This window comes from Stenotrophomonas sp. BIO128-Bstrain, assembly GCF_030128875.1.
Lineage (GTDB): Bacteria > Pseudomonadota > Gammaproteobacteria > Xanthomonadales > Xanthomonadaceae > Stenotrophomonas > Stenotrophomonas bentonitica_A.
The window spans coordinates 3,501,630-3,515,876 of sequence record NZ_CP124620.1 but is presented as its reverse complement, the minus strand read 5'-3'; the positions used below and the strand labels follow the sequence as shown (position 1 = coordinate 3,515,876).

Below are 14,247 nucleotides of genomic sequence, written 5' to 3'. Positions count from 1 at the left end.
TGACGGTATGAAGCGATGGCGTTGGATGGCAGGGTGGGTGATCGGGATGGCGTTGGGTGCGGCGAATGCGGCACCGGCACCGGTAGCGCGAGTGGAGGACACGGCTGCGCAGATCATCCAGCATGCAGGCGATGCGCGCCTGATCGTACTCGGCGAATACCACGGCACCGCTGAAACGCCGCGGCTCGTGGCCGATCTGGTGGAGCGCTACAGCCGCGACAACGCCGCGGTTCGGCTGGGACTGGAGATGCCGATGAGCGAGAACGTCGCGCTCGCGCGCTACCTGCGCTCCAACGGTGATCCTGATGCGCGTGAAGCACTGCGGACCACCCCGTTCTGGTCCGTCAAGGATAACCAGCATGACGGACGGCGAAGCCGGGACATGCTCGACCTGATCGAATCCATTCGATCGCTGCGCGCGCAGGGACGCAATGTGGGCGTCGCCGGCTATGACGTGGAGAGCGGAGCGTCCAACGGCAACCAGGCGCGCGACGCCGCCATGGCCACGCATCTGCACCAGCAGTTCAACGCGCTGCCGCCCGGCGCCCGGTTGCTGGTGCTGACCGGCAACGTGCATGCGATGCGCAGCCCGCCCGCAGATGCGCCACCGGAGATGCAGCAGCGCACGATGGCCTCCCACCTGCTGGATCTGCCGCTGTACAGCGTGCGCCTGGAGGCGTTGCGCGGTCATTTCTGGGCCTGCGTGCAGCCTTGCCGCGCGCTGCCGCTGATCGAGCGCGCACCACGTGATCCCGAAGTCAGTACTGACCAGGATCGGCAGTACGATCTGGTGGTGTTCCTGCCCGGACTCAGCGTCGGCACGCTGACGGCGCGCTAGGGCTGGCTCTGCGGCCTGCGTGACGAGGCCGCGCAGGCTGCAGTATTGCCGTCTCAGTCCTGCCGGGTGACGGGCGTCGGTTCCACTGGATCACGCGCATACCGCTGCGCGATCATCGCGCAGACGATCAGCTGGATCTGGTGGTAGATCATGATCGGCAGCACGATCGCACCGAGGCTGCCCCCGGCGAACAGCACCTTGGCGATGGGCACGCCGGTGGCCAGGCTCTTCTTGGAGCCGCAGAACAGGATGGTGATTTCATCCTCGCGGTTGAAGCCCAACCGGCGCGCGATGAAGCGGATCAGCGGCATCGCGATGCCGAGCAGCACTGCTGCCACCACGGCCACACTGAGCAGCGACAGCAGCGGCGTCTTGCTCCACAGCCCTTCGCTCACCGCTTCGCCGAAGGCGGAGTAGACCACCAGCAGGATCGTGCCCTGGTCGGTGTAGCGCAGCAGGGCGCGCTGCTTTTCGACCCAGCGGGCGATCCAGGGCCGCAGCAGGTGGCCGGCCACGAACGGCACCAGCAGCTGCAGCATGATGCTGACGATGGCCTGGCCGGGGTTGTGCATGCCGCCTTCGGTGCCGGCCAGCAGGGCCAGCAGCAGCGGGGTCAGGAACACGCCGAGAATGCTCGACAGCGAGGCGCTGCACACGGCCGCCGGGACGTTGCCACGGGCGATCGAGGTGAACGCGATCGAGGACTGCACGGTGGACGGCAGCGCGCACAGGAACAGCACGCCGATGTACAGCTCGGGGGTGAGCAGCCAGCCATCCAGCGGTTTGAACATCAGCCCCAGCAACGGGAACATCACGAAGGTACAGGCCAGGATGGTCAGGTGCAGGCGCCAGTGCAGCAGGCCGGCGACGATCGACTCACGCGGCAGGCGTGCGCCGTGCAGGAAGAACAGTGCGGCGATGGCGACATCGGTGACATCGTCCAGGACCATCGCGGCGGCGCCGTGCATCGGCAGGAAGGACGCCAGCAGCACGGTGCAGAGCAGGGCGAGGGTGAAGTTGTCCGGTCGCAGGCGCGACCACCAGCGGGTCATGGTGGGCAGGCTCCTGTAGAGCAGGGAAGTGGGCGGGAGAAGAAGAGCGGGGTCAACGCGCGGCGTCCTGCTCCAGCAGGACACGGGTCGGCGCTTCCAGCGAGGTCATGCCGGCCTCGCGGCCGAACTGCAGGGCCTGGTCCACCGAGGCACCGTCACGCGCCTCCAGCACGGCCAGCAATGCACCGGCGCGGTTGCCGGAGGCGCAGTGCAGCAGCACCGGGCCCTGGCTCTGCGCCAGGGCGGTACGCAGCGCCTGCGCGTTGGCGTCGGTCAGGCCGGCGGCACCCGCAACGGGAATGCGCACATAACGCAGGCCCAGGCGCTCGGCCGCGGCGGTTTCATCAAAGCCACGCGCCTCGTCGGGCTGGCGCAGGTCGATCACGGTGGTGATCCCGGCCGCGGCCGCCTGCTGCAGCTCGGCAGCGCTGGGTTGCCCGGCGGTGTACAGCTGCGGCCGTGGCTGTGCGAATGGCAGTTCCGCCGCCCAGGTGGGCAGGCACGGTGCGAACAGCGCGGCCATGACGCCAGCGCGGAGCCAGCGGACGATCGGTGCGGTGGAACGTGCGATGTGGGATGCCACGGCGGCTCCGTCGTCAGAAGCGGAGGGTGCTGCGCGCCTTGAGCAGTTCGCGCAGCTCGTACTTGTCAGTATCGTCCAGACCCTGCTGGCTCTGCTTTGCCTGAAGCTCATCCAGACGTTGCATCAGCAGCTGTTTCTCCAGCTGGGCCACGGCGTCATGCAGTTCCTGGGTCCACATCGCCTCGTCGCCGGGCAGGGTCTGTGCGGCCAGTTTGTGCAGCGCGTCCTGTTCCTCGCGCCCGTCGAAGTGCTCCAGCAGCGCGCCGGTGCTGATGTCCGGGCGCTGCTCGACCAGGGTCAGCAGTTCGGTCAGCAGTTCGATGCCGGGCAGGCGCAGGCCGGTGAAGTGGTGGCCTTCCAGGGTCATCGCCAGCGAGGGCTGCTGCAGCAGGATCGCGATGGCCGCGCGCACCAGGCTGCGGCGCTGTGCCGGTGCGACCGCGCGCTGTGGCGGCCGCGAAGGAGCCGCGGATGCGCTGGGCTTGGCACCCAGGCCGGTCAGCGTGGTCAGCTGCTGCTTCATCAGGTCGCCGAAGGCGCCATCGGGAATCTGCGCCAGCATCGGCTTGGCCCGTTCGGCCAGGCGTGCCTTGCCGTCGAGCGTGCCCATGTTGACCTCACGGGTGAGCTCATCGAAGAAGAACTGCGACAGCGGCGTGGCCTGCTGCAGGCGTGCATCGAAGCCCTCGCGGCCTTCCTTGCGCACGATCGTGTCCGGGTCCTCGCCGTCGGGCAGGAACAGGAAGAATGCCTGGCGGCCGTCCTTCATGCGCGGCAGCACCGACTCCAGCGCACGCCAGCCGGCGCGACGGCCGGCGGCATCGCCATCGAAGCAGAAGAACACGTCCGGCGCGTTGCGGAACAGCAGCTCGGCGTGGTCCGGCGTGGTCGCCGTGCCCAGCGTGGCCACTGCCTGGGTAACCCCGAACTGGAACAGCGAGACCACGTCCATGTAGCCCTCGACGACGATCAGCCGCTCGATCTTCTGGTTGGCCTGGCGTACCTGCCACAGGCCGTACAGCTCGCGGCCCTTGTGGAACAGCGCGGTCTCGGGCGAGTTGAGGTACTTCGGGCCGTCGTCCTTCTCCATCACGCGGCCGCCGTAGGCGATCACGCGGCCACGGCGGTCGAAGATCGGGAACATGACGCGGTCGCGGAACTTGTCGTAGACGTGGCCGCGGTCGTTCTTGGAGAACAGGCCGGCGCGGTCGAGCAGCTTCATCCGGCGCTCGTCCTTGCCCAGTGCATCCTTCAACGCGCTGTAGCCGTCCGGTGCGTACCCGATGGCGAAGCGCTCACGGTTTTCTTCATCGACACCGCGCTGGTCCAGGTAGGCGCGCGCCTTGTCGCTGCCCTTCAGCGCGGTCTGGAAGAAGCGCGTGGCCGCATCCAGGGCCGAGTACAGATCGCGGCTGTCGTCCTGCTGCTGGGCGGTGCGCGGCTGGGTATCGCGCGGCACTTCCATGCCCACGCGCTTGGCCAGCTCATCGACCGCGTCGAGAAACTCGAGGCGGTCGTAATTCATCAGGAAGCTGATCGCCGTGCCATGCGCGCCGCAGCCGAAGCAGTGATAGAACTGTTTGGTCGGCGAGACCGTGAACGAGGCCGAGCGCTCGTCATGGAACGGGCACCGCGCGGCGTATTCCTTGCCCTGGCGCTTCAACGGCACGCGGCTGCCCACCACCTCGACAATGTCGGAGCGGGCCAGCAGGTCGTCGATGAATGCGTCGGGGATACGGGCCATGGGCAGCAGGCGGGGGCATGGCCGGTCACGGCCACGCGCGGAAGCGGGGGTGCCGCTAGTCTACTAGCTGCCGGCCGTTTCGCCCGGTTTCGGCGGCGCGACACCGGCCTGGGCGAGGACGGCATGGGCGCGCAGGCGCTCATCGATCACCGAGGTCATCAGTGCACCAACGAAGAACACCACGGTGGCGTAGTAGATCCACACCAGCGAGATCACCAGGGCGCCCATCGAGCCATACGCGCTGCCCGGTGCGACGGTGGCGATGTACAGGCCGATGCCATAACGGCCCAGCGCGAACAACGCCGAGGTGATCGCACCGCCGATGAAGGCCTGTCGCCACGCCACGCGGCGGTCGGGCAGGTAGTGGTAGAGGAAGGCGAAGCCCACCGTGTACAGCGCCAGGCTGGTGAGATAGCCGATCGCCGGCAGGACCGAGGGCAGGTGCGCGAAGACTACCTGCAGCATGGTGGTGGCGGTCATCGACAGGATCAGCAGGAAGCCCAGCGCCAGGACCACGCCGAAGGAGAACACGCGCTTGCGCAGCCACGCCACGATCCCATCCAGGCGCTCGCCGCTGGTGTTGAAGATCAGGTTCAGGGCGTTCTGAAGCTGGGCGAACACCGCCGTGGCACCGATGAACAGCAACAAGGTGCTCCAGACCCCCGCCAGCGTGCCGATGTCCGGCTGGTTGTTGGCGTTGCTGAGGACGGTTTCGGCCACCGAGGCGGCACTGGTGCCGGCCACATCGTTGATCTGGCCCAGCAGCGCCTGCTGCGCCGGGGGATACAGCGAGGCCGTCAGCCACAGCAGCAGGACCAGCAGCGGCGCCATCGAGAGCAGGGCATAGAAGGCCAGCGCGGCGGCCTGGGTCATCACGTCCGCATCGATGAAACGGCGCACCAGTACGGCGGGAAAGCTCTTCTCCAGCCGCGCCATGTGCTTGCGGACCTTGGACAGGGAGGGGCTCGGTTGGTGCATGGACGGCGTCGGGTCGGGAGCGAGGCCCCTGTTCTAGCAAATGGCCGGGGTGCGCCGGGTGAAGCGGTCCGGTCACGGCGTGACCTTGACGGATATCGCGCTATCCTTTTTCCCGGTTTTCCACCTTCACAGCAGAAAGGACGCTTCATGAAAGGAATGGTCTACACGACGATGGCGCTGTTGGCGGCCGCAGGTCCGGCGATGGCCGCCGGGGCCTGCGACAAGGCCTTCAAGACGGTAGGGGACGCGCGCAACGGTGCGCTTTACATGGCCGATGTCACCGTACCGGGCCTGAAGGTGCAGAGCGCGCTGGACCAGTTGCGCAAGATTGGCGGCGATGACGAATTCGAAGTCGCCGGTCAGCTGGTGCAGGGCGATACCGGCGATCAGTACCTGATCCAGCGCAAAGGGCTGCGCACCCCGCTGGTACTGGTGGGCACCGCCGACCGTACCGGTCGGGTCACCCTGGCGACCAAGCTGGCCCGGGGCCAGTCGGTCGAGCCGGCGGCGGCCAAGCAGTCGATGTGCGGGATGCTGGACAAGCTCAAGGCGGGCAGCCAGGGCGACGCGGTTGCCGCAGCGGGACGCACCCAGTACCCGATGCCGGCCATGGAGGCCGTGGCGGCCCCGGATCTGTCCAAGATGATGGGCAAGGAAGTCAAAGACACGATGGCCCTGTACCGCAGTGCGGGTGCCTTCAAGGACCTGATGCTGGGTACCACCACCAACAAGGAAGACAAGGGCGACCGTTCGGCCACGTTCCTGCCGCTGTACGCCAAGTATGTGGGGCGGCGCTACCAGATCGACGGCCAGATCTATACCGTCAATCCCAACACGTACTCGACCAAGCCTGGTGACATCGGCTCGATCAACTATCTGGTCACGCCAACCCGCGGCCTGCTGCGCGTCCGCCAGAGCGACAGCTACAACAACAACAACTACACCATCCGCTGCGAATTCGCGTCCGACCAGGCCGCCAACTTCACCATGCTGCGCGAGCGCGACTGGGCCAAGCTGGAAGGCGAGATCAGTTCGATCGAGGAAAGCTCGATGACGCTGCGCAATTGCCGCCAGGCCTCCTGACAGCGGACCTGCTGAAACTGAAAAGGCCCGCGAAATGCGGGCCTTTTCGTCGGCGGCGTGGCGGCGTGATCAGCCGGCCAGCTGCTGCTTGACCAGCTTGGACACCAGGCCCATGTCGGCCTGGCCGGCCAGGCGCGGCTTGAGCGCGCCCATCAGCTTGCCGATGTCGGCCGGGGTGGTCGCGCCGGTTTCGGCGATGGCGGCCTGGATGGCGGCCACGATCTCGGCTTCGCCCAGCTTGGCCGGCAGGTACTGGTCGATGACCACGATTTCCTCGCGCTCGATCACGGCCAGGTCTTCGCGACCGGCGGCCTCGAACTGGGTGACCGAGTCCTTGCGCTGCTTGACCATCTTTTCCAGCACGGCGAGCACGGCGGCGTCGTCCAGCTCGATGCGCTCATCGACTTCGCGCTGCTTGATCGCGGCGTTCATCAGGCGGATCACGCCCAGGCGGTGCTTCTCGCCGGCCTTCATGGCGGCCTTCATGTCATCGGTGAGCTGCTGCTTCAGGCTCATGGGAACACCTCGTGTCGGTGGAAATGGGAAGCGGGGCGCCGAAGCGCTGGAACGCAAAAAGCCGGTAACGCTCGCGCGTTCCGGCTTCGGCTCCGTCACGACAGGCCAGGGCCCGCCGTATCGAAGTTGCGTCCGATCAGTACAGGCGCTGACGCTTGGTAACGTCGCGCGACGAACGGCGCAGCTGACGCTTCACAGCAGCGGCAGCCTTACGCTTACGCTCCTGGGTCGGCTTTTCATAGAACTCGCGCTTGCGGGTTTCGGCCAGCACGCCGGCCTTTTCGCAGGTGCGCTTGAAGCGACGGAGCGCAAACTCGAAGGGCTCGTTCTCGCGGACTTTAACGCTGGGCATGGAATCTCCGGGACACAGTAGAACCGGGTCACGCCCGGTGAGAGCCGCACATTATAGCGGCGAGAAAAGAAGTTGCAACCCACCCCGGCGAACTTCTTGGCCACGGGTGATGCTGAGACAGGCCAGCGTACGTCTGCCGGGGCCTGAAGAGGTCCATAATACCCGTTATGCGAGTCCTTGGTATCGAATCTTCCTGCGATGAGACCGGCGTGGCGGTGTATGACACCTCCCTGTCCGGGATCGACGCCCTGCGCGCCCACGCGGTCTACAGCCAGATCGCCCTTCACGCCGAGTACGGCGGGGTGGTGCCCGAGCTGGCCAGCCGCGACCACGTGCGCAAGCTGCTGCCGCTGATCCGCCAGACCCTGGCCGAAGCCGGCATGACCGTGGCCGACATCGACGGGGTGGCCTACACGGCCGGCCCCGGCCTGGTCGGCGCGCTGCTGGTCGGGGCGGGCGTGGCCCGTTCGCTGGCCTGGGCGCTGGAGGTGCCGGCGGTCGGGGTCCACCATATGGAAGGGCATCTGCTGGCCCCGCTGATGGAAGACGACCCGCCGCAGGCGCCGTTCGTGGCCCTGTTGGTGTCCGGCGGGCATACCCAGCTGGTGGCGGTGGACCGGATCGGCCAGTACCGCCTGCTCGGCGAAACCCTGGACGACGCCGCCGGCGAGGCCTTCGACAAGACCGCCAAGCTGATGGGCCTGCCGTACCCCGGTGGCCCGCAGTTGGCGGCCCTGGCCGAGCGCGGCACGCCGGGCCGGTTCAAGTTCACCCGGCCGATGACCGACCGCCCCGGGCTGGATTTCAGCTTCTCCGGGTTGAAGACCCAGGTCCTGCTGGCCTGGCGCGACAGCGACCAGAGCGAGCAGACCCGCGCCGATATCGCGCGCGGTTTTGAAGATGCGGTGGTCGACACCCTGGCGATCAAGTGCGAACGCGCGCTGGATGCGGCGGGCACCGATGTGATCGTGGTGGCTGGCGGCGTCGGGGCCAACAAGCGCCTGCGCGCCAAGCTGCAGCAGATGGCCGCCCGCCGCGGTGGCCGCGCCTGCTTCCCGCGCCCGGCGCTGTGCACCGACAACGGCGCGATGATCGCCTTCGCCGGCGCCCTGCGTCTGGAAGCGGGCCAGCACACCCCGCCGCAGGTGCAGGTCACCCCACGTTGGGACATGGCGACGCTGCCGGCGGTGTGAGGTTGACCGAACGTCGGCAACGACTCGGACCGGCCTCCGCTTCAGCAATGATGTCACCGACTCATGCCGGTTCATCCACCGCTCGATATGGGCGCAGCGCATCTGGACGATTCGTCCAATCGTGGCCAGATCCAGCGCAAGGTCACGCGCGAAGATCGGTTCGTGATGCGCAATCCGGTTGCGCAGCTGCCTCACCTGTTCGAGGTTGCCGTGCAGCTGCGCGCGCACAAGGTGCCCGGGTACGTCCGGATCCGCGCCTGGAAGGACGCGCCTCAGGGTCTTGGACCATAGCGTCCTGTCGAATCGTTGGGTAAACAGGTGCTGCCAGAACGCGAATCTCAACGAGGCGATAACGGCCGCCGTTGACGTGTGCTTCGACGCTGCGCGGCGCAACTCTTCGCGCGCGTTGTAGCGCGCTGTGCCGCCGGGAAGACTGGTACGGAACCCTTCCTGCCATGGCCAGAGTGCACCATGCTGCTGGGCTACCGCTTCAGCCACCGCATTGCGGATGACGACCTCGCAGGTATGGAGCGGCAGTAAAAACGCGCCGCTGACCCTCATGTTCCATCGATACAGCTCGAATGGATGGGTGCGAAGTCGGGCGTGTGCGACGGCTCCTTCATACGTTGTCATGCGTGCTGCGGAGAATGAGCGGTGAATCAGGTGCTGATCGCGCACGTCAGAGCTTTGCGGGGTCCATGGGCCTCCACCGTAGAGGGTGGCTGTCGCGCGCGGTATCAGGGAAGTCGGTCAGTCGCGGCAGGTTTGATCTATCGAAAACACTTATTGGATCAATGATCTACCGAGTTCCAAGGGGGCTGAGCACTACGTCATAAATCCGGATTCAGACCGTTGACCCTATTTGGCAACACCGGTACCGTTGCCGCGTGTGCCACCGGGATCAGCTGATGGGTATGCCCATCTCCCCCGGGGACAGTGGTGGTAAGCAAAGGGTCCCGCGCGGGGCCCTTTGTCTTTTCCGGCACCGGCGCGGACGCCCGCCGACCCCGATTCCCGGCACATTCCGGACAGCCCCGTTACCATGGTCGCCATCTTCCACGTGGCATGGCTATGGACAAGGTATTCATCGAGGGGCTCGAGATCGATGCCCTGATCGGGATCTACGACTGGGAACGGCGGATCCGCCAGACCCTGCGTTTCGATCTGGAAATGGGCTTCGACAACCGCCGTCCGGCGGCCAGCGACGACATCGCCGATACCCTCAATTACAAAGCCGTGAGCAAGCGCATCGAGCAGTTCGTGCGTGACTCGGACTATGGCCTGGTCGAAACCCTGGCCGAGCGCATCGCCGAGATCGTGCTGCGTGAATTCAAGGTGCAATGGCTGCGCCTGAAGCTCAGCAAGCCCGGCGCGGTGCGCGGTGCGCGCGCGGTGGGCGTGATCATCGAGCGCAGCGCGCAGGACCTGGCAACGCCCTGATACCCCGATTAGGAGATCGATACCCGATGTTGGATGCGGTAGTGGCAACCCGATGGCTGGACAGTGTCCAGCAGACCCTCGAACCCTGGCCCTGGGCCTACACCCTGCTGGTGCTGGCAGCGCTGGCCCTGGCGGCCTGGCTGGCCAACTTCGTCACCAAGAAGATCCTGCTGCGCGGCCTGCGCAAGCTGGTCAGCCGCCTGCCTGGCCATAGCGCCGGCAATGAAGGCGGCAACAACCTGCGGGTGATTTCGCGGTTGTCCAACGTGGTGCCGAGCATGGTCATCGCCGCCGGCATCCGGATCGTGCCGGACCTGCCGCCGGAGCTGGTGGCGTTCGTGATCGGCGCCTGCCGGGCGTGGGCGGTGCTGACCGTGGCGCTGGCCGTCTCGCATGCGCTCGATGCCGCCAACGATCTGTACGAGCGGCGCCCGGATGCGCGCAACAAGCCGATCAAGGGCTACCTGCAGGTCGTGAAGATCATCGTCTTCGTGATCGCCGGCCTGTCGATCGTGGCGACCCTGCTGGGCGTGAAGCTCGGCCCGCTGGTGACCGGCCTGGGCGCGGCCACCGCGGTGCTGATGCTGATCTTCCAGGACACCATCCTCTCGTTGGTGGCCAGCGTGCAGATCAGCGGCGATGGCCGGGTGCGGCTGGGCGACTGGATCGAAATGCCGAGCCAGAACGCCGATGGTGATGTGATCGATATCGCGCTGCACACCATCACCGTGCAGAACTTCGACAAGACCATCACCACCATCCCGACCAAGAAGCTGGTGACCGAGTCGTTCAAGAACTGGCGTGGCATGCAGGAAGCGGGTGGGCGCCGGATCAAGCGCTCGCTGTACCTGGACCAGCACAGTGTCGGCTTCGTCGATGCGCCGATGCTGGCCGAGCTGGAGCAGTTCGCGGTGCTGGGCGATTACCTGCGCGGCAAGCAGGCCGAGCTGCAGCAGTACAACGCCGACCTCCAGGCCAAGGGCGTCGCCGCCGTCAACGCGCGCCGGGTGACCAACCTGGGCACCTTCCGCGCCTATGTCGAGCGCTACCTGCAGCACCATCCGGGCATCCATACCGAAATGACCCTGCTGGTACGGCAGCTGCAGCCCACCACCCAGGGCCTGCCGCTGGAGATCTACTGCTTCACCCGCAGCACGGCGTGGGGCGAGTACGAGGGCGTGCAGTCGGACGTGTTCGATCACCTGCTGGCGATCCTCCCGGCCTTCGGGCTGCGGGTTTTCCAGGAATCCAGCGACGCCATGTTGATGGCGGGGCAGCAGCGCCTGGCCGCTGCGGAGTAAGCTCCTGTGCCCCCGTCGCTGCCCGTGCGGTGGCGGGGGTCTTCCCTCCGGGGAAGAAAAATGAACGCAAAAGTCATTCACAACGGCCTCGGGAACGCTAGAATCCCGGGCTTGTAAACGTTTTCATAAGGACAGCCGGTGGCCGCCGATCGTATCGAAACCCTCATTGCCCAGATGACCGTCGAAGAAAAAGTCGGCCAGCTGGGTGTGTTCGCCGACATGGTCCGCCCGTTCGCGCCGGATGTGAATCCGGAAGCCAACGTCAGCAATGCCGACCAGGTGCTGCAGCAGGTGCGCGAGGGCAAGGTGGGCTCGCTGTTCAATGGCGTGGGCGTGGAAGCCGGCCGCCGCATCCAGCAGGTCGCGCTGGAAGAAAGCCGCCTGAAGATTCCGGTGATCCTGGCCGCGGACGTGATCCACGGCATGCGCACCGTATTCCCGATCCCGCTGGGCGAGGCCGCCAGCTTCGAACCGGACCTGGCCGAGCGCACCGCCCGCGCCACCGCGGTGGAAGCGACGGCAGCCGGCCTGCATTGGACCTATGCGCCGGCCGTGGATATCGCCCGCGACCAGCGCTGGGGCCGTGGCGCCGAGGGCGCCGGTGAAGACGTGGTGCTTGGCTGTGCGTTCGCCGCCGCCCGCGTGCGCGGTTTCCAGGGCCCGGACCTGCGCGCCGCCGATGCCCTGCTGGCCACCCCGAAGCATTTCGCCGCCTACGGCGCGGTGATGGCCGGCATGGAATACAACATGGTCGACATCTCGCCGCAGACCCTGCGCGACGTGCACCTGCCGCCGTTCAAGGCCGCTTTCGAAGCCGGTGCCCTGACCGTGATGTCCTCCTTCAACGACATCAACGGCGTGCCGGCCAGCGCCAATGCCGAGCTGTTGACCGACATCCTGCGCGGGGAGTGGAAGTTCCCGGGCGTGGTGATCTCCGACTACACCGCCGACATGGAACTGGTCGCGCACGGCTACGCCGCCGATGACCGCGACGCCACCGCCAAGGCCTTCACCGCCGGTCTGGACCTGAGCATGCAGAGCGGCTTCTATGCCGAACACCTGCCGGGCCTGATCGAGAGCGGCGAAGTCCCGATGGCCACGCTGGACGAGTCGGTGCGCCGCATCCTGCGCCTGAAGGAAGCGATCGGCCTGTTCGACGACCCGTACCGTTCGCTGGATCTGGCGCGCGAAGCGGACACCTCGCATATCGCCGCGCATGACGAACTCTCGCGCGATGCCGCGCGCCGTTCGATCGTGCTGCTCAAGAACGCCGAGTCGGTGCTGCCGCTGAAGAAGGCTGGGCAGAAGATCGCGCTGATCGGGCCGTTCGTGCAGGACCGCGACAATATCGAAGGCTGCTGGACGCTGTTCGGCGACAAGTCCCGCTACGTCACCCTGGAAGCCGGCGTCCGCGCGGCGATCAGCGATGAAGCACTGCTGGAAATCGTGCCGGGCTGTGATCTGGAAGCGGCCGTGCAGGACGGTATCGAACAGGCCGTGGCCGCCGCGCTGCGTGCCGACGTGGTGGTGCTGGCCCTGGGCGAACCGCAGCGTTACAGCGGTGAGGCGCAGTCGCGCGTTGAGATCACCTTGCCGCCGGCGCAGCAGGCGCTGGCCGAAGCGGTGGCGATGACCGGCAAGCCGCTGGTCGTGCTGCTGCGCAATGGCCGCGCACTGGCCCTGCAGGGCGCGGTGCGCAATGCCCATGCCGTGGCGATCACCTGGTACCTGGGCACCCAGACCGGGCACGCCGTGGCCGATGTGCTGTTCGGCGATTACAACCCGTCCGGCCGCCTGCCGGTGAGCTTCCCGCAGGTGTCGGGCCAGCAGCCGTATTTCTACAACCACCCGCGCACCGGTCGCCCGGAACTGCCGACCATGTCGGAGTTCAAGGCGCGCTGGCGCGAAATTCCGAACGAGCCGGCATACGCGTTCGGCCACGGCATGGGCTACACCACCTTCGCCTATGGCGTGCCGCAGCTGAGCAACGCGCAGCTGGGCTGGGACGACACCCTGACCATCACCACCACGCTGACCAATACCGGTGCGGTGGCAGGTGAGGAAGTGGTGCAGCTGTATATCCACGATCGCGTGGCCAGCCGCGTGCGGCCGGTGCGCGAGCTGAAGGGCTTCGACAAGATCGCGCTGCAGCCGGGCCAGAGCACCGAGGTGACCTTCACCCTGGATCGCCATGCACTGGGCTTCACCGGCCGCGATGGCGTGTTCCGCGCCGAGCCGGGCCAGTTCGAGCTGTGGGTGTGCGCCTCGTCGGTCAGCGGTGAGCCGGTGATCTTCGAGCTGCTGGCTGCCTGAGCCGGCCTCGCTTCACCGGTAGTGCCGGCCGCTGGCCGGCAACGCTGAACGGTGATGGCATCTCGGGGCGCCGGCCAGCGGCCGGCACTACCGTATCCATCATCGGCGGCTGACGTTTCGGCAGTTACGCTGGCTCCCTCGTGAAACCGATGGAGCCCCCCATGCGCCTGTCCCGTACCCCCCTGCTGCTGGCCCTGACCAGCCCGTTGTGGCTGGCCGCCTGCAGCCCGTCGACGCCGCCGCCGGCTGACACCGCCGCTGCGGATCCCGCCCAAGGCCCGGCCACCGCCATTCCCGAAGGCCGCCCGACGCCGGGTGACACCGTGCCGTCCTCGGGCCTGTCGCCGGATGCGGTCACTGCCGGCAGCCCCGCGCCGGATGCCGCCGCGCCCGCCGCTGGCGGTGCTACGACACCTGCTGCGGACGCCGCCGCCACACCTGCCGCGCCCACCAGCGCTGGCACCGGCGATGTCCGCCAGCGCATCGATCAGGTCCTGGGCGATGCTGCCCAGTACGAAGCCGTCTTCAACGCCTTCCAGAAGGCCGTCAATGGCGGCGATCGCGCCGCGGTGGTCGAGGAGGTCCGCTTCCCGTTGAACATCGCCAACGGCGCCAGGATCACCGGCCCCGGCGAGTTCCAGCGCAACTACGAGCGCATCCTGACCCCGGCCGTGCGCAAGGCCATTGCCGCACAGAAATTCGACGACGTCATGGTCAACCAGCAGGGCGTGATGATCGGCGACGGCCAGGTCTGGCTCAACGGCGCGTGCCTGGATCAGGCGTGCAGCCGCACCGAAGTCAAGGTCGTGACCATCCAGTAAGCACGTGCAGCGCTTGAACGCACGTGAGGTGTG

At 67.0% G+C, this 14,247-nt stretch carries 14 protein-coding genes; 8 read left to right on the top strand and 6 right to left on the bottom strand.

The genetic code is table 11. From position 1 onward, the window contains the following. Positions 1-7 precede the first annotated feature (7 nt). On the top strand, positions 8-838 hold the full coding sequence (locus POS15_RS16080; RefSeq protein ID WP_237740356.1) for a calcium-binding protein: 831 nt from the start codon (positions 8-10) through the stop codon (positions 836-838). Between the two features lie 53 nt (positions 839-891). On the opposite strand, the gene POS15_RS16075 is transcribed toward POS15_RS16080, so the two are convergent. The 4 genes from POS15_RS16075 to POS15_RS16060 form a co-directional block, all read right to left on the bottom strand. After that, a complete protein-coding gene (locus tag POS15_RS16075; RefSeq protein WP_019185987.1) occupies positions 892-1,890 on the bottom strand; it encodes a bile acid:sodium symporter family protein in 999 nt (332 codons plus the stop codon). Positions 1,891-1,942: 52 nt separating this feature from the next. After that, positions 1,943-2,413: a sulfur transferase domain-containing protein gene (locus POS15_RS16070; protein WP_026070218.1), complete on the bottom strand. Its 471-nt coding sequence runs from the start codon at positions 2,411-2,413 to the stop codon at positions 1,943-1,945. A 73-nt stretch (positions 2,414-2,486) separates the two neighbouring features. Further along, positions 2,487-4,217, bottom strand: coding sequence for a DNA primase (dnaG, locus tag POS15_RS16065; RefSeq protein WP_019185985.1), 1,731 nt, complete (start codon positions 4,215-4,217; stop codon positions 2,487-2,489). A gap of 63 nt (positions 4,218-4,280) precedes the next feature. After that, positions 4,281-5,195 carry a YihY/virulence factor BrkB family protein gene (locus POS15_RS16060; protein WP_019185984.1) on the bottom strand — a complete coding sequence of 305 codons (915 nt, stop codon included), beginning with the start codon at positions 5,193-5,195 and terminating at the stop codon, positions 4,281-4,283. A 147-nt stretch (positions 5,196-5,342) separates the two neighbouring features. Between POS15_RS16060 and POS15_RS16055 the strand changes: the two genes are divergently transcribed. Further along, a complete protein-coding gene (locus tag POS15_RS16055; RefSeq protein ID WP_235318883.1) occupies positions 5,343-6,278 on the top strand; it encodes a hypothetical protein in 936 nt (311 codons plus the stop codon). 69 nt (positions 6,279-6,347) lie between these two features. Here POS15_RS16055 and POS15_RS16050 read toward each other — a convergent pair whose 3' ends face one another. Together POS15_RS16050 and rpsU are read right to left on the bottom strand one after the other, a co-directional pair. Next, a complete protein-coding gene (locus POS15_RS16050; protein WP_070426478.1) occupies positions 6,348-6,794 on the bottom strand; it encodes a GatB/YqeY domain-containing protein in 447 nt (148 codons plus the stop codon). 136 nt (positions 6,795-6,930) lie between these two features. Further along, a complete protein-coding gene (gene rpsU / locus POS15_RS16045) occupies positions 6,931-7,146 on the bottom strand; it encodes a 30S ribosomal protein S21 (RefSeq protein ID WP_002808376.1) in 216 nt (71 codons plus the stop codon). A gap of 167 nt (positions 7,147-7,313) precedes the next feature. On the opposite strand from rpsU, the gene tsaD reads away from it, so the two are divergent. The 6 genes from tsaD to POS15_RS16015 all read left to right on the top strand — a co-directional run bounded on the left by tsaD (position 7,314) and on the right by POS15_RS16015 (position 14,214). Continuing rightward, on the top strand, positions 7,314-8,339 hold the full coding sequence (tsaD, locus tag POS15_RS16040) for a tRNA (adenosine(37)-N6)-threonylcarbamoyltransferase complex transferase subunit TsaD (RefSeq protein ID WP_070471538.1): 1,026 nt from the start codon (positions 7,314-7,316) through the stop codon (positions 8,337-8,339). A 63-nt stretch (positions 8,340-8,402) separates the two neighbouring features. Beyond that, on the top strand, positions 8,403-8,630 hold the full coding sequence (locus POS15_RS16035) for a hypothetical protein (protein WP_284128480.1): 228 nt from the start codon (positions 8,403-8,405) through the stop codon (positions 8,628-8,630). A 780-nt stretch (positions 8,631-9,410) separates the two neighbouring features. Further along, positions 9,411-9,779, top strand: a complete 369-nt coding sequence (gene folB / locus POS15_RS16030) for a dihydroneopterin aldolase (RefSeq protein ID WP_019185979.1) — start codon at positions 9,411-9,413, stop codon at positions 9,777-9,779. 26 nt (positions 9,780-9,805) lie between these two features. Further along, positions 9,806-11,080, top strand: coding sequence for a mechanosensitive ion channel domain-containing protein (locus POS15_RS16025; RefSeq protein WP_019185978.1), 1,275 nt, complete (start codon positions 9,806-9,808; stop codon positions 11,078-11,080). 138 nt (positions 11,081-11,218) lie between these two features. Further along, a complete protein-coding gene (locus tag POS15_RS16020; RefSeq protein ID WP_102788913.1) occupies positions 11,219-13,393 on the top strand; it encodes a glycoside hydrolase family 3 N-terminal domain-containing protein in 2,175 nt (724 codons plus the stop codon). Positions 13,394-13,578: 185 nt separating this feature from the next. Next, positions 13,579-14,214 (top strand): hypothetical protein, encoded by a 636-nt coding sequence (locus POS15_RS16015; protein ID WP_284129658.1) that lies wholly within the window; start codon positions 13,579-13,581, stop codon positions 14,212-14,214. Positions 14,215-14,247: the final 33 nt, after the last annotated feature.